Source organism: Pseudomonas sp. H1h (assembly GCF_000633255.1).
Taxonomy (GTDB): Bacteria; Pseudomonadota; Gammaproteobacteria; order Pseudomonadales; family Pseudomonadaceae; genus Aquipseudomonas.
In genome coordinates, this window is the sequence record NZ_AYMJ01000023.1 from 53,741 (window position 1) to 70,493 (window position 16,753).

Here is a 16,753-nt window from a genome sequence, read left to right on the forward strand (position 1 = left end):
CCCTTTTTTGTCGCTCAACGCAGGATTAGAACAGCACGCGGCTACGGATGGTGCCGTTGACGTGTTGCAGCTTCTCTTGCGCCAGCTCCGAGTACTCGGCGTCGACGTCGATCACCACGTAACCGACTTTCTCGTTGGTCTGCAGGAACTGACCGGAGATGTTGATGCCGTTTTCGGCGAAGACCTTGTTGATCTCGCTCATCACACCCGGGATGTTCTCGTGGATGTGCAGCAGGCGGTGCTTGCCAGGGTGAGCCGGCAGGGCTACTTCCGGGAAGTTCACCGACGAAACGGACGTGCCGTTGTCGCTGTACTTGACCAGTTTTTCCGCCACTTCCAGACCGATGTTGGCCTGCGCTTCAGCGGTGGAGCCGCCGATGTGCGGGGTCAGGATCACGTTGTCCAGGCCACGCAGCGGGCTTTCGAACTCTTCGTCGTTGGAGCGTGGCTCCACCGGGAATACGTCGATCGCTGCGCCGATCAGGTGCTTGTCCTTGATCGCGTCCGCCAGGGCGTCCAGTTCGACCACGGTGCCGCGCGCGGCGTTGATCAGGATGCCGCCCTTCTTGATGGCGCGGATTTCCTTCTCGCCGATCATCCACTGGGTCGCAGCGGTTTCCGGAACGTGCAGGGTGACGATGTCGGACATGCCCAGCAGTTCGTGCAGGTTGCCGACCTGAGTGGCGTTGCCCAGCGGCAGCTTGGTCACGGTGTCGTAGAAGAACACCTGCATGCCCAGACCTTCAGCCAGAACCGACAGCTGCGTACCGATCGAGCCGTAACCGACGATGCCCAGTTTCTTGCCACGGATCTCGAAGGAGTTGGCTGCGGACTTGATCCAGCCGCCACGGTGGCAGGAAGCGTTTTTCTCAGGGATGCCACGCAGCAGCAGGATCGCTTCGGCCAGCACCAGTTCCGCTACGGAACGGGTGTTGGAGTACGGCGCGTTGAACACGGCAATACCGCGCTCACGGGCAGCACTCAGGTCAACCTGGTTGGTGCCGATGCAGAAACAGCCGACTGCCACCAGCTTCTTCGCGTGATCGAAGATCTCTTCGGTCAGTTGGGTGCGCGAACGAATGCCGATGAAGTGAGCGTCAGCGATCTTTTCCTTGAGCTGGGCTTCCGGCAAGGAACCTGTCAGGTATTCGATGCTGGTGTAGCCCGCCGCCTTGAGGACGTCGACAGCCGATTGGTGGACGCCTTCGAGAAGAAGGAACTTGATCTTGCTCTTATCGAGAGAAGTCTTGCTCATCTGCGTAAACCTGTATCCCGGAGAAAAATGGCAGGGAGGGGAGCAGCCTGGAGCTGACCCAAACGGCAGGAAAGCCGTCACCGCAGAACTGGCCTTGGGCACTGGCCTGCGGGGTCGGTATGCTAGCATAGCCTCCCCGCTAAACACTCATTCCTGCGACGTGAAGCGTTCTCAGGATGACCATGAATTGTTCGAGAGTTCTGTCGATGACCAATCCTGCCCTGATTGATGAACTGAAGACCCTGGTCGAGCCTGGCAAGGTCCTGACCGACGCCGACTCCCTGAACGCGTACGGCAAGGATTGGACCAAGCACTTCGCCCCGGCGCCGAGCGCCATTGTATTTCCCAAGACCATCGAGCAGGTGCAGGCGATTGTCCGTTGGGCCAACGCCCACAAAGTGGCGCTGGTGCCATCCGGCGGGCGAACCGGTCTTTCTGCGGCCGCCGTGGCCGCCCATGGCGAAGTGGTCGTCTCGTTCGACTACATGAACCAGATTCTCGACGTGAACCTCACCGATCGCACGGCTGTTTGTCAGCCGGGCGTGGTCACCGAACATTTGCAGAACGTCGCTGAAGAGAAGGGCCTGTACTACCCGGTAGACTTCGCTTCTGCCGGTTCCAGTCAGATTGGCGGCAATATCGGCACCAATGCCGGCGGAATCAAGGTGATTCGCTACGGCATGACCCGCAACTGGGTGGCGGGCATGAAAGTCGTCACCGGCAAGGGCGACGTGCTGGAACTGAACAAAGACCTGATCAAGAACGCCACCGGTTACGACCTGCGCCAGCTGTTCATCGGCGCTGAAGGCACCCTCGGTTTCGTCGTCGAAGCGACCATGCGCCTTGATCGCGCACCGAAAAACCTCACCGCGATGGTCCTTGGCACCGCCGATTTCGACTCGATCATGCCGGTGCTGCACGCCTTCCAGGGCAAGCTCGACCTGACTGCGTTCGAATTCTTTTCCGACAAAGCCCTGGCCAAAGTCATGGGCCGTGGCGACGTGCCGGCGCCGTTCGAAACCGACTGCCCGTTCTACGCGCTGCTGGAATTCGAAGCGACCACCGAAGAAGTGGCCAACAGCGCCTTGGAAACCTTCGAGCACTGCGTCGAACAGGGTTGGGTGCTGGATGGCGTGATGAGCCAGAGCGAAACCCAGCTGCAAAACCTGTGGAAGCTGCGCGAGTACATCTCCGAGACCATCTCGCACTGGACGCCGTACAAGAACGACATCTCGGTCACCGTCTCGAAAGTGCCGGCATTTCTGCAGGAAATCGACGCGATCGTCGGCGAATACTATCCAGACTTCGAAATTGTCTGGTTCGGTCACATCGGTGACGGCAACCTTCACCTGAACATCCTCAAGCCGGATAACCTGAGCAAGGACGAGTTTTTTGCCAAGTGCGCGACCGTCAACAAGTGGGTGTTCGAAACCGTCGAGAAGTACAACGGCTCGATTTCCGCCGAGCACGGCGTGGGCATGACCAAGCGCGACTACTTGACGTACAGCCGTTCGCCGGTCGAAATCGAATACATGAAAGCGGTCAAAGCGGTGTTCGACCCGAACGGCATCATGAACCCGGGCAAGATCTTCGCGGTTTGATTGGCAATCCCTTGAATCAATGAAGGCAGGAGTCGGTAAATGAGCTATCAGCACCAGTATGTCGACGGCACGCGCATCCACTTTCCGATCGGGAAAGTCGTGTGCATTGGCCGTAATTACGCCGAACACGCCAAGGAACTGGACAATCCGGTCCCTACCGAGCCATTGCTGTTCATCAAACCGGGCAGTTGCGTGGTGCCGCTGGAAGGCGGTTTCAGCATTCCGACCGAGCGCGGTTCGGTGCACTACGAAGCGGAAATCGCTGTGCTGATCGGCAAACCGCTGTCGACCAGGCCGAGCCGCGAAGAAGTGCTGGACGCGATCTCCGGTTTCGCCCCGGCGCTGGACCTGACCTTGCGCGACAAACAGGCCGAGCTGAAATCCAAGGGCCTGCCGTGGGAAATCGCCAAGTCGTTCGACGGCGCGGCCGTGATCGCCCCGTTCGTGGTTGGCAGCACCTTCGCTGACCTGACTGACATCGGCATCCGCCTGACCATCAATGGTGAAGTGCGTCAGGACGGCAATAGCAGCGCGATGCTCAATCCGATCGTGCCGATGATCCAGCACATGGCCGGCTGCTTCTCGCTGCAGGCCGGCGACGTGATCCTCACCGGCACGCCAGTGGGTGTCGGCCCGCTGAATGTCGGCGACGACATCGTCCTGGAACTGCCGGGCGCGAGCAGCTTCACCAGCAGCGTACGCTGACCCGCTGCAATGCCTCTGTAGGAGTGAGCCTGCTCGCGATAGCGGTCTGTCCGTTAACGAAAGTGTTGACTGAGCCGACGCCATCGCGAGCAGGCTCGCTCCTGCAGTTGTTCTGTGTAGTGGCCCGCAAAGCCGGAGGGCAATCCCGCCATTTGCCGTTTTTTTCACATTCTGTCCGGATAATTCCTCTCATTCTGGCGTCTGAGCCGGCCTCTTTGTGCTATTACCCATAGCCTGAATTTTCGGAACGCGTCCCTGATGTCAGCTCAAACTCAGCTCAATCCTCCTCGTCGCTCACGTTTTGCCCTGCGTTGGTATGTCTGGCTGTTGCTGGTGCTCGCCGCCGCTTATGGTCTGGCGTTTGCCATGCATTGGGATGACCGTGGCCTGCTTTGGGTGCGCGAGCGTTTCGAGAGCCAGACCGAACAGAAGGCCAGCGTCTGGCTGCCGGACTATCGGGCGGTCATTGACGGCAAGCTGCTGCCGGGCATGGAAAAGGACGAGGCTTCGGACCTGTCCTATAGCCCGCAGACCAAAACCCTGTTTTCGGTAATGGGCAAGAACCCGTTCCTGGTCGAACTGACCTTGCAAGGTGATGTGCTGCGCAAGATGCCGCTGGTGGGCTGGGTCAATCCGGAAGGCGTGACCGTGATGGAAAACGGCTTGATGGCGATCGTTGACGAGCGCGAACACCTGCTGACCATCGTCAAGGTCGATGCCGGCACCCGCGAGCTGAATATCGCCGACTTCCCGAAATACGACCTCGGCCCGTCGAAAAATCAGAACAAGGCGTTTGAAGCCATTACCTGGGATCCGCGCAACCAACAGTTGCTGCTGGGCGAAGAGCGCCCGCCGGCGTTGTTCACCTGGAAAAGCGACGGCAGCCAGATCCTCAAGGGCGACAAGCAGAAGCTGGCCAGTAACGAGCTGGATATCCGCAACCTCTCGGCGCTGGCGATTGACCCGCGTACTGGTCACACCCTGGTGTTGTCCGCCGACTCGCACCTGCTGCTGGAGCTGGACGAGAAGGGCGAGCAGGTCAGCTTCATGACCCTGCTCGGCGGCTTCAACGGTTTGAAGAACACCATTCCCCGCGCCGAAGGCGTGACCATGGACGAGGCTGGCACGCTGTACATGGTCAGCGAGCCGAACCTGTTCTACCGCTTCGAAAAGCAGAAGTAAGCCCATCGGCCCCGGCTTGTGGTCACGGGCAAGTGGCCATTAAGCTTCAGTTCAGACAGGCGTGATATTTCATCCGCCTGTTTTGATCCAGAGCCTGCCCGAATGCGTCGACTTGCCCGCCCCAAGCCCCTGTTTGTCATCCTGTCGGTGATGGCCCTGATCGCGTTGCTCGTGATCGGCCAATACTTGCGCCTGTTCGAGCGCGCCTGGTTCAACCTGCACACCCTGTGGCAGCCGTTGAGCAGCGAAGCCATCGGCCTGGATCAGTACCGGGTCGAGGTCGAAGCCAGGGTCATCGACGGGCTGAACGATGATGTATCGGCGCTGACCTACGATCCGGTGCGCAACAGCCTGTTCACCGTGACCAACAAAAATGCCGAGCTGGTCGAGTTGTCGCTCGAAGGCAAAATCCTGCGGCGCATTGCACTGATCGGCTTTGGTGATGCGGAAGCCGTCGAGTTCATCAGCGCCGACACGTATGTGATCACCGACGAGCGTCAGCAACGCCTGATCAAGGTCCATCTGCAGCAGGACACCACGTTCCTCGATGCGGCGGATGCCGAACAAATGACCCTCGGCGTACACATGAGCGGCAACAAGGGCTTCGAAGGTCTGGCGTATGACTCGGTGGGCAAGCGCCTGTTCGTGGCCAAGGAGCGTGATCCGATGCTGATTTATGAGGTGCATGGTTTCCCGCACTTCAATCCGGAAAAGTCCTACGCCGTGCACGTGATCAACAACCCCAAGCGCGATGCCGGAATGTTCGTGCGCGATCTGTCGAGCCTGCAATACGACGAGCGCAGCGGCCATTTACTGGCGCTGTCCGACGAGTCGGGGCTGATTCTGGAGCTGGATGTGGATGGGCGCCCATTGAGCACCTTGTCGCTGAACAAGGGTCGGCAAGGCTTGCAGAAGAGGGTGCCGCAAGCCGAAGGCATTGCGATGGATGATGACGGGACGTTGTATCTGGTGAGCGAGCCGAACCTGTTTTACGTCTTCAAGAAACCAGCGCAAAACTGACTGACACCGCAAAAAACCGAATGTGGGAGCGGGCTTGCTCGCGAAAGTAGTGGAACAGTCGACATCTGCATTGACTGAACCACCGCTTTCGCGAGCAAGCCCGCTCCCACAGGGAGTGCACTTGCCTACAAGAATGTGGGCAGGCTGGCTTACTCAGCCTTGAGGGTTTTCACGCCTTCGCTTGTACCCAGCAGCAACAGGTCCGCCGGACGCGCCGCGAACAGGCCGTTGGTGACCACGCCGACGATTGCGTTGATCTGCGCTTCCAGCTCCACCGGGTGGGTGATCTGCAGGTTGTACACATCAAGAATGATGTTGCCGTTGTCGGTCAGCACGCCTTCGCGGTACACCGGGTCGCCGCCCAGCTTCACCAACTGGCGGGCAACGTGGCTGCGGGCCATCGGAATCACTTCGACCGGCAGCGGGAATTCGCCCAGCACCGGCACCAGTTTGCTGGCGTCGGCGATGCAGATGAAGGTCTTGGCCACGGCCGCGACGATCTTCTCGCGGGTCAGGGCTGCGCCGCCGCCCTTGATCAGGTTCAGGTGGGCGTCGCTTTCATCGGCGCCATCGACGTAGAACTCCAGGTCGCTGACGGTGTTCAGCTCATACACAGGAATCCCGTGGCCCTTGAGGCGTGCAGCGGTGGCTTCGGAGCTGGCGACGGCGCCATCGAACGCGCCCTTGTGCTGGGCCAGTGCGTCGATGAAGCAGTTGGCGGTGGAGCCGGTGCCGACCCCGACGATGCTCTTGTCGTCGAGTTTCGGAAGGATGAAGTCGACGGCGGCCTGAGCCACTGCCTGTTTGAGTTGATCCTGGGTCATGCGGGCTCCGGAAGCGGGCAAGGTAAGTACGGAAAGGCCGGCATTATAGCCTCAAGCCGGGCTAAAACCTCTGGATTCGTGTGGTCGCCCGGGCAAAAGCCGGGTTAGACTCGTTGGTCCCGCCCAATCGCCAGTGATGCTTTCCGATGCTCGAACAGTACGTCAAAAAGATCCTCACCTCGCGCGTTTATGACGTTGCCGTAGAAACCCCGCTGCAGAACGCTCGCCAGCTCTCCGAGCGGCTGGGCAATGACATTTGGCTCAAGCGTGAAGACTTGCAGCCGGTGTTCTCGTTCAAGATTCGCGGCGCCTACAACAAGTTGACCCAGCTGACCGACGAAGAGCGCGCCCGTGGCGTGGTCACCGCGTCGGCGGGCAACCATGCGCAAGGTCTGGCGTTGGCGGCGAAAGTGCTCGGCGTGAAAGCGACCATCGTGATGCCCAAGACCACCCCTGAGATCAAAGTCGAAGGCGTGCGTTCGCGCGGCGGCAAAGTGGTGCTGCACGGTGACTCGTTCCCGGAGGCGCTGGCCTACTCGCTGAAACTGGTCGATGAAAAGGGTTACGTCTACATCCACCCGTACGACGATCCGCACACCATTGCCGGGCAGGGCACCGTGGCGATGGAAATTCTGCGTCAGCACCCGCAACCGCTGGACGCGATCTTCGTTCCGGTCGGTGGCGGCGGCCTGATTGCCGGCATCGCCGCGTACGTGAAATACCTGCGCCCGGACATCAAGGTCATCGGCGTCGAGCCGGACGACTCCAACTGCCTGCAAGCGGCCATGGCTGCCGGTGAGCGCGTGGTGCTGCCGACCGTGGGCATCTTCGCCGATGGCGTAGCGGTGGCGCAGATCGGCCAGCACACCTTCGATATCTGCAAGGACTACGTCGACGAAGTGATCACCGTCAGCACTGACGAGATCTGCGCGGCAATCAAGGATATCTACGACGATACCCGCTCGATCACCGAACCTGCCGGCGCCCTGGGCGTGGCTGGGATCAAGAAGTACGTCGAGTTGCGCGGTGTCAGCGGCCAGACCTTCGTGGCCATCGACTCCGGGGCCAACGTCAACTTCGACCGCTTGCGCCACGTCGCCGAGCGCGCCGAACTGGGCGAGGGCCGCGAAGCGATCATCGCCGTGACCATCCCCGAGCAGGCCGGCAGCTTCAAGGCGTTCTGCGAAGCGATTGGCAAGCGCCAGATCACTGAATTCAACTACCGCTACAACACCGGCAGCGAAGCGCACATCTTCGTTGGCGTGCAGACTCATCCGGAAAACGATCCGCGCAGCGCACTGCTGGCGAGCCTGACCGAGCAAGGATTCCCGGTTATCGACCTGACCGACAACGAACTGGCCAAGCTGCACATCCGTCACATGGTCGGTGGGCGCGCGGCGCAAGTGGTCGATGAAGTGGTGCTGCGCTTCGAATTCCCGGAGCGTCCGGGCGCGCTGTTCAACTTCCTCAACAAGCTCGGCGGGCGCTGGAACATCTCGATGTTCCATTACCGCAACCATGGTGCGGCGGATGGTCGTGTCGTCGCGGGCCTGCAAGTGCCTCATGACGAGCGTCATCTGGTGCCGGCGGCGCTGGCGGAAATCGGTTACCCGTACTGGGATGAAAGCGACAACCCGGCCTATAAGCTGTTTCTTGGCTGAGCGGCTACGCTGATGGGCAGGCCATAAGGAAATCGAACAATGGAAACGTTAACCGCCCTGAAAACGGCGCACATGGTGGCGACGGTGGTGTTGCTGGCCAGTGCGTTGGGTCTGGGAGTCTGGGTTTTACTGGCAAGGCGCAAAGGTGACACAACGGCCGCCAGCCGCACCTTGCAACGGCCTCGAGTGTTCATCTGGCTGTTGATGGGGCTGGCGCTGTTGAGCATGCCGTTCACCGGCTGGGGGATGGTGCATCTGGTCGGCTGGCCGTTGGGGCAGACCTGGCTGCTGGCCTCAAGCGTGCTGTACACCGTGGCGGCGCTGACGTGGTTCTGGTTGCTGGTGCGCTTGAATCGCTTGCGCAAGACGCCGGGTGGTGTCGGCAAGTTCAGTTTTGCCTTGGCGTTGTTCAGTTTTGTCTGCTTTATCGCCATTGCCGGGTTGATGGGCGCCAAGCCTGTTTAAGGCTTCACCCCGAGTCGACCCCATTCGGGAGCAAGCCCCCTCCCACATTGGATTTGTGTTGTAAACACGATCCCCTGTGGGAGCGGGCTTGCTCGCGAAGGCGTCCTCAGTCGCGCAAAGAAATCACCGGCCAGCCACGCTTTACGGCCTCGGCGCGCAGATTCGGATCCGGGTCAACCGCCACCGGGTTCGCCACCTGCTCCAGCAGCGGCAAATCATTCATCGAATCGCTGTAGAAATAGCTGTCATCCAGCGAATGTCCGGTCTCTGCCAGCCAGCGATTAAGGCGCGTCACCTTGCCCTCACGGAAGCACGGAATATCGGTGCTGCGCCCGGTGTAGCGGCCATCGACCATCTCGCATTCGGTGGCGATCAGGGTTTCAACGCCCAGGCGCACGGCAATCGGTGCGGTGACGAAGCGGTTGGTGGCGGTGATGATCACCAGTTTGTCACCGGCGTCGCGGTGCTTTTTCAGCAGTTCCAGCGCCTTGGGCAGTACGATCGGTTCGATGCAGTCGCGCATGTAATCGTTGTGCCACTGATCGAGCACGGCCATTTCGGTGCGGCCGAGGATTTCCAGGCAGAAGTTCAGGTACGCGGCGTTATCCAGTTTTCCGGCCAGGTAGTCCTGATAGAACTCGTCGTTGCGCGCCTTGTACGCAATCGGGTCGAGGAAACCGCGTTCGCACAGATAGTCGCCCCAGGCGTGATCGCTGTCGCCGCCCAGAAGGGTGTTGTCCAAATCGAATAGAGCCAGGCGCATTGCAGTTACCCGCTGAAAAGTCAGTAAAAAGGCGACAAGAATACGGTCTTTTCACAAGAGTGCACATAAGGTAGGAACCTTCGTTGCCGCCTTATCAACCTTTGTGGAACAATGCGGCGACATGCGTTTGCGAGGTTGTTGCCGTGATCGACCCCGATGGTTTCCGCCCCAATGTCGGGATCATTCTGACGAATGACGCCGGCCAGGTGCTGTGGGCTCGCCGTATCAATCAAGATGCCTGGCAGTTTCCGCAAGGGGGAATCAACCCCGAGGAGACGCCGGAAGACGCCTTGTACCGCGAGCTGAACGAAGAAGTTGGCCTGGAACGTGAAGATGTTGAAATACTGGCCTGTACTCGGGGCTGGTTGCGCTATCGTTTGCCGCAACGTCTGGTGCGTACCCACAGCCAACCGCTGTGCATCGGCCAGAAACAGAAATGGTTTCTCCTGCGCCTGATCTCCAACGAGCAGCGGGTGCGGATGGATTTGACCGGTAAACCGGAGTTCGATGGCTGGCGCTGGGTCAGCTATTGGTATCCGTTGGGCCAGGTGGTGACATTCAAGCGCGAGGTGTATCGCCGCGCCCTCAAAGAGCTTGCCCCGCGCCTTTTAGCGCGCGACTGACGACGGAGTTCGACCCCGAGCCATGCTCAATACGCTGCGCAAGATCGTCCAGGAAGTTAACTCCGCCAAGGATCTCAAGGCGGCGTTGGGGATTATTGTGTTGCGCGTCAAAGAGGCCATGGGCAGCCAGGTCTGCTCGGTCTACCTGCTTGATCCCGAGACCAACCGCTTCGTCCTGATGGCCACCGAGGGCTTGAACAAGCGCTCGATCGGCAAGGTCAGCATGGCACCCAACGAAGGTCTGGTGGGTCTGGTCGGCACGCGTGAAGAACCCCTGAACCTCGAAAACGCCGCGGATCACCCGCGCTACCGTTACTTCGCCGAGACCGGCGAGGAGCGCTACGCCTCCTTCCTCGGGGCACCGATCATTCACCACCGCCGCGTCGTCGGCGTGTTGGTCATCCAGCAGAAAGAACGCCGCCAGTTCGATGAGGGTGAAGAAGCCTTCCTCGTGACCATGAGCGCGCAGCTCGCCGGGGTAATCGCCCACGCCGAGGCCACCGGTTCGATCCGTGGCCTGGGCCGTCAGGGCAAGGGCATTCAGGAAGCCAAGTTCGTCGGCGTGCCGGGTTCGCCGGGCGCGGCGGTCGGTACGGCGGTGGTCATGTTGCCGCCGGCAGACCTGGACGTCGTCCCGGACAAGCACATCACCGACATCGACGCCGAACTGGCGCTGTTCAAGACCGCCATCGAAGGCGTGCGCGCCGACATGCGTGCGTTGTCGGCCAAACTGGCGACCCAGTTGCGTCCGGAAGAACGCGCACTCTTCGACGTCTACCTGATGATGCTCGACGATGCCTCGCTGGGCAGCGAAATCACCAATGTGATCAAGACCGGCCAATGGGCCCAGGGCGCGCTGCGCCAGGTCGTGACCGATCACGTCAATCGTTTCGATTTGATGGACGACGAGTACCTGCGTGAGCGGGCGTCGGACGTCAAGGACCTGGGCCGCCGCCTGCTCGCCTACTTGCAGGAAGAGCGTCAGCAGAACCTGGTCTACCCCGAAAAAACCATTCTGGTCAGCGAAGAGCTGACGCCGGCCATGCTCGGCGAGGTGCCGGAAGGCACGCTGGTCGGTCTGGTGTCGGTACTCGGTTCGGGTAACTCCCACGTCGCGATCCTGGCCCGGGCCATGGGCATTCCGACGGTGATGGGCCTGGTCGACCTGCCGTACGCCAAGGTCGACGGCATCGAAGTGATCGTCGATGGCACCCGCGGTGAGGTCTACACCAACCCCAGCGACGTACTGCGCAAGCAGTTCGCCGAGGTGGTCGAAGAAGAGAAACAACTGGCGCTGGGCCTCGACACCCTGCGCGATCTGCCGTGCGTGACCCTCGATGGCCACCGCATGCCGCTGTGGGTCAACACCGGCTTGCTGGCCGATGTGGCGCGGGCACAGAAGCGTGGCGCTGAAGGTGTCGGCCTGTACCGCACCGAAGTGCCGTTCATGATCAACCAGCGCTTCCCGAGCGAAAAGGAGCAGTTGGCGATCTATCGCGAGCAGCTCGCCGCGTTCCATCCGCAACCGGTGACCATGCGCAGCCTGGACATCGGCGGTGACAAGTCGCTGTCGTATTTCCCGATCAAGGAAGACAACCCGTTCCTCGGCTGGCGCGGGATTCGCGTCACCCTCGACCACCCGGAAATCTTCCTGGTACAGACCCGCGCGATGCTCAAGGCCAGTGAAGGCCTGAACAATCTGCGGATCCTGCTGCCGATGATTTCCGGCACCCACGAACTCGAAGAAGCCCTGCACCTGATCCACCGTGCCTGGGGTGAAGTGCGCGATGAAGGCACCGACGTGCCGATGCCGCCGATCGGGGTGATGATCGAAATTCCGGCAGCGGTGTATCAGACCAAGGAACTGGCGCGGCAGGTGGACTTCCTGTCGGTCGGCTCCAACGACCTGACCCAATACCTGCTGGCGGTAGATCGCAACAACCCGCGAGTGGCCGATCTCTACGACTACCTGCACCCGGCCGTGCTGCAAGCCCTGCAAACCGTGGTGCGCGACGCGCATGCCGAGGGCAAGCCAGTAAGCATCTGCGGCGAAATGGCCGGTGATCCGGCGGCGGCGGTGCTGTTGATGGCGATGGGCTTCGACAGCCTGTCGATGAACGCCACCAACCTGCCGAAGGTCAAGTGGATGCTGCGCCAGATCAACCTGAGCAAGGCCAAGGATCTGCTGGCGGAGCTGATGACCATCGACAACCCGCAAGTTATCCACAGCTCGCTGCAACTGGCGCTGAAGAATCTCGGGTTGTCGAAGATCAATCCCGCCGGCGGTCAACAAAGCCCTCTAAAGCCTTGAGGGCCTCTTCGCGAGCAAGCCCGCTCCCACATTTGACCGAGTTCTACCTTTGGAATGTGGTCGAATGTGCGAGCGGGCTTGCTCGCGAAGGCGTCAGTTCAAACGCTGCTAAACAGCAATCTCCACCTCACCCAAATGCCCGCCATACGGCCCAAAGCTGCGTTCCACCATCCGCCGCGTCCCGTCGGCCTGCACAATCAACGCAGTACTCGCCCGCGTGCCGTAACTCTGGCTGGCAATAAACACACTCGACAACAATGATTCGGTCGCCAGCCCGACCCCGGTGTCCGGCAGCTCGGCAAACGGTGCGGTCTGCGCATCGCCCAGCAGCGCCAGCAACCGCGCAGGCTGTGGATCATCCAGCACCGTACTCAACGCTGCCTTGGCCTTGAGCAGTTTCGGCCACGGCGTATCCAGACCGGCATTCGATAGCCCGTAAACCCCGGGTTCGAGCATCACCGGCTCGCACGTCCGCGCATTGAAGTGCCACAGCTCATGGCTATTGCCCAGCAGCAAGTTGAACCCCGCGTACTCCGGTGATCGGCCAACGACATCGCTCAAATAATCATCAAGCGACGCATCGCCCGTGAGAAACCGCGCCACCAGTTCTCCCCGCGACTTGCGCGCCGGCGGCTGGTGCGGGTCGCGGATGTTGGTCAGCGCGGCAAAGCGCCCGTTGGCGCCGATCCCCAGCCACGTGCCGCCCGCTTCCAGATCGCGACCGGCATGTACGTGCGGAGCGTGCGGCCATTGCGCCAGCGGCAGGCTCGGCCGGGCGTAGAACTCGTCACGGTTGGCCGCGACGATCAGCGGCTGGGCATGGCCCGGGCGCCAGGCGAAAACAATCAGGCACATAAGGTGGTCCTTGTGTGTTTTTTGCTCACTCTACGCAGTCGTCGTCCGTGCATCCATCGTAAGTGGAGCCAAAGGGCATGCATCCGTTACCATGCCGCTCCGGTTTTGGGGATGCGTCTGGGAGACGGTCATGGAATTTCTGCTCTATCTGGCGTTGGGCGCCTGTGCGGGCGTGCTGGCCGGGCTGTTCGGGGTTGGCGGCGGGATCATTATTGTCCCGGTGCTGGTGTTCAGTTTTACCTTGCAGGGATTCGATCAGTCGATCCTCACGCACCTGGCGGTAGGGACATCGCTGGCGACCATCATCTTTACCTCGGTCAATGCCGTGCGCGAGCACCATCGACGCGGTGCGGTGCGCTGGCCGATCTTCATGTGGATGACCGTGGGCATTCTCCTCGGCGCCGGTTTCGGTGCGCTGACGGCTGAGGCGATCTCCGGGCCGAATTTGCAGAAGATCATCGGCGTGTTCGCGCTGGTGATTGCCGTGCAGTTGGCGCTGGAGGTCAAACCCAAGGCCAGTCGAACGGTGCCGGGCAAACTTGGTCTGACCGTGGCCGGCGGTGTGATTGGCTGGGCCTCGGCGATTTTCGGGATTGGTGGCGGGTCGCTGACCGTGCCGTTCCTGACCTGGCGCAGCGTGCCGATGCAGCAAGCGGTGGCGACGTCGTCGGCCTGCGGTTTGCCGATCGCCGTGGCCAGTGCATCAAGTTTCATGATTCTGGGCTGGCATGATCCGTTGTTGCCGCCGCATAGTCTCGGTTTTGTCTATTTGCCGGCGCTGCTGGGCATTGCCCTGACCAGCATGGTCTTCGCCCGCATCGGCGCGCGTCTGGCGCACAAGTTGTCGCCGCGCTTGCTGAAAAGGCTGTTCGCCGCTTTGCTGTTCTGCGTGGGCCTGAATTTCCTGCTCTGACCTTCTGGTTCAGAACAGGCCGCAATCCTGGCTTAATCCTGAGGTGGCAGCGTCGCCCGGGAATTTTGGTTTCAACTCTAACGAGGAGTCGCAATGCTGCCTTACCCGCAGATCGACCCGGTGGCCCTGGCCATCGGTCCGCTGAAAATCCACTGGTACGGCCTGATGTACCTCGTCGGCATCGGCGGCGCATGGCTGCTGGCGTCGAGCCGGCTCAACCGATTCGACCCGACCTGGACCAAGGAGAAACTCTCCGATCTGGTGTTCTGGCTGTCGATGGGGGTGATTGTCGGTGGACGTCTGGGCTACGTGCTGTTCTATGACCTGAGCGCCTACATCGCCAACCCGACGCTGATTTTCGAAGTGTGGAAGGGCGGCATGTCGTTCCATGGCGGGTTCATTGGCGTGATGCTCGCAGCGGTGTGGTTCGGCAAGCGTAACGGCAAGACCTTCTTCCAGCTGATGGACTTTGTCGCGCCAATGGTGCCGATCGGCCTGGGCGCCGGACGGATCGGCAACTTCATCAATGCCGAGCTGTGGGGCAAGCCGACCGATGTGCCGTGGGCGATGATCTTCCCGCCGTTCAGCGATCCGGCGCAGCTGCCGCGTCACCCGTCGCAGCTGTATCAGTTCGCGCTCGAAGGCGTCGCGCTGTTCCTGATCCTGTGGTTGTTCTCGCGCAAGCCGCGTCCGACCATGGCGGTATCGGGCATGTTCGCGCTGTTCTACGGCATCTTCCGTTTCATCGTCGAGTTCGTCCGCGTACCGGACGCGCAACTGGGCTATCTGGCCTGGAACTGGCTGACCATGGGGCAGGTTCTCTGCGTACCGATGATCGTCGGCGGATTGTTCCTGATCTGGCTGGCCTATCGTCGTGCGCCGGCAGCGCCGGTTGCGCCGACGGCTTAAACTACGAACCCCGGCGCGCGACGCCGGGGCTCAAAGGACACAGGTAACTCATGAAGCAATATCTCGAACTGGTCTCGCACGTCATTCAGAACGGCACCAAACAGGCCAACCGTACCGGCATCAACACCATCAGCTTCCCGGGTGCGATGCTGCGTTTCGATCTGCAGGAAGGTTTCCCGGCAATCACCACCCGCAAGATGGCCTTCAAATCGGCCATCGGCGAGATGTGCGGCTTTTTGCGTGGCGTGAACAACGCCGCTGAATTCCGTGCGCTGGGCTGCAAGGTCTGGGACCAGAACGCCAACGAAAACGCCCAATGGCTGGCCAACCCGTTCCGTCAGGGCGAGGACGACCTCGGCGAAATCTACGGTGTGCAATGGCGCAAATGGCCTGCGTACAAGCAGATCCCGGTGAGCAACACTGCCGCTATCGAACAAACGCTGAGCAACGGCTACAAGCAGATCGCCCAGGGCGAGGAAGACGGCCAGGCCTACGTGGTGCTGTACAAAGCCATCGATCAGGTGCGCCAGTGCGTCGACACGATCATCAACGACCCGGGCAGCCGCCGCATCCTGTTCCACGGCTGGAACTGCGCCCAGCTTGATGAAATGGCCCTGCCGCCATGCCATCTGTTGTACCAGTTCCACCCGAACGTCGAGACCAGGGAAATCTCCCTGACCCTCTACATCCGTTCCAACGACCTGGGCCTGGGCACGCCGTTCAACCTCACCGAAGGCGCCGCGCTGCTGAGCCTGATCGGTCGCCTGACCGGCTACACGCCGCGCTGGTTCACCTATTTCATCGGCGATGCGCACGTCTATGAGAACCACCTGGACATGCTCAACGAACAGCTCAAGCGCGAGCCGTTCGCCATGCCGAAGCTGAAAATCTCCGACCGCGTGCCGGAGTTTGCCAAGACGGGTGTGTATCAGCCGGAGTGGCTGGAGCTGGTGGAGCCGAGCGATTTCTCGCTGGAAGGTTATGAGCACCATGCGCCGATGACCGCGCCGATGGCGGTCTAAAGGTTTCACGCAATACCCTGTGGGAGCGAGCCTGCTCGCGAAGAGGGCGTGTCAGTCATAGAGATGTCGACTGATACACCGCTTTCGCGAGCAGGCTCGCTCCCACATTTGGTTTTGCGTGAGTCTTAATGGCCGTGGCTGCGGCCCACATGCGAATGCTCGACTTCCGTCGCGACAACCCCGCCGCTCACTTCCAATCGCTGCAAAATTCCGCATTGATCCGCCCCCGGCCCTTCGCCACAGCGTTGGCGCAGGTCGAGCAGTTGTGTCTGCAACGCCAATAACCCATCGATCCGCGCCTTCACATGCTGGATATGTTCGTCGATCAGCGCATTGACGCTTTCGCACTGGTCCTGCGGACTGTCACGCAACGCGAGCAGGCTGCGGATTTCTTCGAGGGTCATGTCGAGGGTGCGGCAGTTGCGGATGAACGTCAGGCGTTCGGCATGGGCCTGGGTGTAGACGCGGTAGTTGCCGTCGCTGCGGGCCGGTTCCGGCAGCAGGTTTTCGCGCTCGTAGTAGCGGATGGTTTCCACGGCGCAGTCGGTGAGTTTGGCCAGTTCTCCGATCTTCATGACGGCAATCTCCAAAAGGGTGCTTGACCCTATAGTGGCTACAGGGTCTTTACTTGGCAACAGGCACCT

At 60.8% G+C, this 16,753-nt stretch carries 16 protein-coding genes; 11 read left to right on the forward strand and 5 right to left on the reverse strand.

What is annotated here, in order from left to right:
- Positions 1-25: 25 nt before the first annotated feature.
- Positions 26-1,255, reverse strand: coding sequence for a phosphoglycerate dehydrogenase (gene serA / locus U862_RS0120045; protein ID WP_025112046.1), 1,230 nt, complete (start codon positions 1,253-1,255; stop codon positions 26-28).
- 206 nt (positions 1,256-1,461) lie between these two features.
- Here serA and U862_RS0120050 point away from each other — a divergent pair, with 206 nt between their 5' ends.
- From U862_RS0120050 to U862_RS0120065, 4 genes are all read left to right on the forward strand, one after another.
- Complete coding sequence (locus U862_RS0120050; RefSeq protein ID WP_025112047.1) at positions 1,462-2,856, forward strand: FAD-binding oxidoreductase; 1,395 nt, start codon at positions 1,462-1,464, stop codon at positions 2,854-2,856.
- A gap of 39 nt (positions 2,857-2,895) precedes the next feature.
- Positions 2,896-3,561, forward strand: a complete 666-nt coding sequence (locus U862_RS0120055; RefSeq protein ID WP_025112048.1) for a fumarylacetoacetate hydrolase family protein — start codon at positions 2,896-2,898, stop codon at positions 3,559-3,561.
- Positions 3,562-3,819: 258 nt separating this feature from the next.
- Positions 3,820-4,743 carry an SdiA-regulated domain-containing protein gene (locus U862_RS0120060; RefSeq protein WP_025112049.1) on the forward strand — a complete coding sequence of 308 codons (924 nt, stop codon included), beginning with the start codon at positions 3,820-3,822 and terminating at the stop codon, positions 4,741-4,743.
- Between the two features lie 102 nt (positions 4,744-4,845).
- Positions 4,846-5,763, forward strand: coding sequence for an SdiA-regulated domain-containing protein (locus tag U862_RS0120065; protein ID WP_025112050.1), 918 nt, complete (start codon positions 4,846-4,848; stop codon positions 5,761-5,763).
- Between the two features lie 149 nt (positions 5,764-5,912).
- On the opposite strand, the gene rpiA is transcribed toward U862_RS0120065, so the two are convergent.
- Positions 5,913-6,587, reverse strand: coding sequence for a ribose-5-phosphate isomerase RpiA (gene rpiA, locus U862_RS0120070; protein ID WP_025112051.1), 675 nt, complete (start codon positions 6,585-6,587; stop codon positions 5,913-5,915).
- A gap of 146 nt (positions 6,588-6,733) precedes the next feature.
- On the opposite strand from rpiA, the gene ilvA reads away from it, so the two are divergent.
- Entirely contained in the window at positions 6,734-8,248 is a 1,515-nt protein-coding gene (gene ilvA / locus U862_RS0120075) for a threonine ammonia-lyase, biosynthetic (protein ID WP_025112052.1), read from the forward strand.
- Between the two features lie 39 nt (positions 8,249-8,287).
- Positions 8,288-8,713 carry a DUF2269 domain-containing protein gene (locus tag U862_RS0120080; protein WP_025112053.1) on the forward strand — a complete coding sequence of 142 codons (426 nt, stop codon included), beginning with the start codon at positions 8,288-8,290 and terminating at the stop codon, positions 8,711-8,713.
- A gap of 106 nt (positions 8,714-8,819) precedes the next feature.
- Here the strand turns inward: U862_RS0120080 and U862_RS0120085 are convergent, their stop codons facing one another.
- Positions 8,820-9,476 carry an HAD family phosphatase gene (locus U862_RS0120085; protein ID WP_025112054.1) on the reverse strand — a complete coding sequence of 219 codons (657 nt, stop codon included), beginning with the start codon at positions 9,474-9,476 and terminating at the stop codon, positions 8,820-8,822.
- Positions 9,477-9,619: 143 nt separating this feature from the next.
- On the opposite strand from U862_RS0120085, the gene U862_RS0120090 reads away from it, so the two are divergent.
- Positions 9,620-10,099: an RNA pyrophosphohydrolase gene (locus tag U862_RS0120090; protein ID WP_003229203.1), complete on the forward strand. Its 480-nt coding sequence runs from the start codon at positions 9,620-9,622 to the stop codon at positions 10,097-10,099.
- A gap of 22 nt (positions 10,100-10,121) precedes the next feature.
- Complete coding sequence (gene ptsP, locus U862_RS0120095) at positions 10,122-12,410, forward strand: phosphoenolpyruvate--protein phosphotransferase (protein ID WP_025112055.1); 2,289 nt, start codon at positions 10,122-10,124, stop codon at positions 12,408-12,410.
- A gap of 108 nt (positions 12,411-12,518) precedes the next feature.
- On the opposite strand, the gene U862_RS0120100 is transcribed toward ptsP, so the two are convergent.
- Positions 12,519-13,265 carry an NRDE family protein gene (locus U862_RS0120100; protein WP_025112056.1) on the reverse strand — a complete coding sequence of 249 codons (747 nt, stop codon included), beginning with the start codon at positions 13,263-13,265 and terminating at the stop codon, positions 12,519-12,521.
- Positions 13,266-13,395: 130 nt separating this feature from the next.
- Here U862_RS0120100 and U862_RS0120105 point away from each other — a divergent pair, with 130 nt between their 5' ends.
- The 3 genes from U862_RS0120105 (at position 13,396) to U862_RS0120115 (ending at position 16,109) form a co-directional block, all read left to right on the forward strand.
- A complete protein-coding gene (locus U862_RS0120105) occupies positions 13,396-14,178 on the forward strand; it encodes a sulfite exporter TauE/SafE family protein (RefSeq protein WP_025112057.1) in 783 nt (260 codons plus the stop codon).
- Between the two features lie 93 nt (positions 14,179-14,271).
- Positions 14,272-15,087, forward strand: a complete 816-nt coding sequence (lgt, locus tag U862_RS0120110) for a prolipoprotein diacylglyceryl transferase (protein ID WP_025112058.1) — start codon at positions 14,272-14,274, stop codon at positions 15,085-15,087.
- Positions 15,088-15,137: 50 nt separating this feature from the next.
- Complete coding sequence (locus U862_RS0120115; protein WP_025112059.1) at positions 15,138-16,109, forward strand: thymidylate synthase; 972 nt, start codon at positions 15,138-15,140, stop codon at positions 16,107-16,109.
- Between the two features lie 125 nt (positions 16,110-16,234).
- Here the strand turns inward: U862_RS0120115 and cadR are convergent, their stop codons facing one another.
- Positions 16,235-16,684, reverse strand: coding sequence for a Cd(II)/Pb(II)-responsive transcriptional regulator (cadR, locus tag U862_RS0120120; RefSeq protein WP_025112060.1), 450 nt, complete (start codon positions 16,682-16,684; stop codon positions 16,235-16,237).
- Positions 16,685-16,753: the final 69 nt, after the last annotated feature.

Excerpts from the sequence above, each read along its gene's own strand:
- serA (WP_025112046.1), bottom strand. The coding sequence starts at position 1,255 with ATGAGCAAGACTTCTCTCGATAAGAGCAAGATCAAGTTCCTTCTTCTC.
- U862_RS0120050 (WP_025112047.1), top strand. The coding sequence starts at position 1,462 with ATGACCAATCCTGCCCTGATTGATGAACTGAAGACCCTGGTCGAGCCT.
- U862_RS0120055 (WP_025112048.1), top strand. The coding sequence starts at position 2,896 with ATGAGCTATCAGCACCAGTATGTCGACGGCACGCGCATCCACTTTCCG.
- U862_RS0120060 (WP_025112049.1), top strand. The coding sequence starts at position 3,820 with ATGTCAGCTCAAACTCAGCTCAATCCTCCTCGTCGCTCACGTTTTGCC.
- U862_RS0120065 (WP_025112050.1), top strand. The coding sequence starts at position 4,846 with ATGCGTCGACTTGCCCGCCCCAAGCCCCTGTTTGTCATCCTGTCGGTG.
- rpiA (WP_025112051.1), bottom strand. The coding sequence starts at position 6,587 with ATGACCCAGGATCAACTCAAACAGGCAGTGGCTCAGGCCGCCGTCGAC.
- ilvA (WP_025112052.1), top strand. The coding sequence starts at position 6,734 with ATGCTCGAACAGTACGTCAAAAAGATCCTCACCTCGCGCGTTTATGAC.
- U862_RS0120080 (WP_025112053.1), top strand. The coding sequence starts at position 8,288 with ATGGAAACGTTAACCGCCCTGAAAACGGCGCACATGGTGGCGACGGTG.
- U862_RS0120085 (WP_025112054.1), bottom strand. The coding sequence starts at position 9,476 with ATGCGCCTGGCTCTATTCGATTTGGACAACACCCTTCTGGGCGGCGAC.
- ptsP (WP_025112055.1), top strand. The coding sequence starts at position 10,122 with ATGCTCAATACGCTGCGCAAGATCGTCCAGGAAGTTAACTCCGCCAAG.
- U862_RS0120100 (WP_025112056.1), bottom strand. The coding sequence starts at position 13,265 with ATGTGCCTGATTGTTTTCGCCTGGCGCCCGGGCCATGCCCAGCCGCTG.
- U862_RS0120105 (WP_025112057.1), top strand. The coding sequence starts at position 13,396 with ATGGAATTTCTGCTCTATCTGGCGTTGGGCGCCTGTGCGGGCGTGCTG.
- lgt (WP_025112058.1), top strand. The coding sequence starts at position 14,272 with ATGCTGCCTTACCCGCAGATCGACCCGGTGGCCCTGGCCATCGGTCCG.
- U862_RS0120115 (WP_025112059.1), top strand. The coding sequence starts at position 15,138 with ATGAAGCAATATCTCGAACTGGTCTCGCACGTCATTCAGAACGGCACC.
- cadR (WP_025112060.1), bottom strand. The coding sequence starts at position 16,684 with ATGAAGATCGGAGAACTGGCCAAACTCACCGACTGCGCCGTGGAAACC.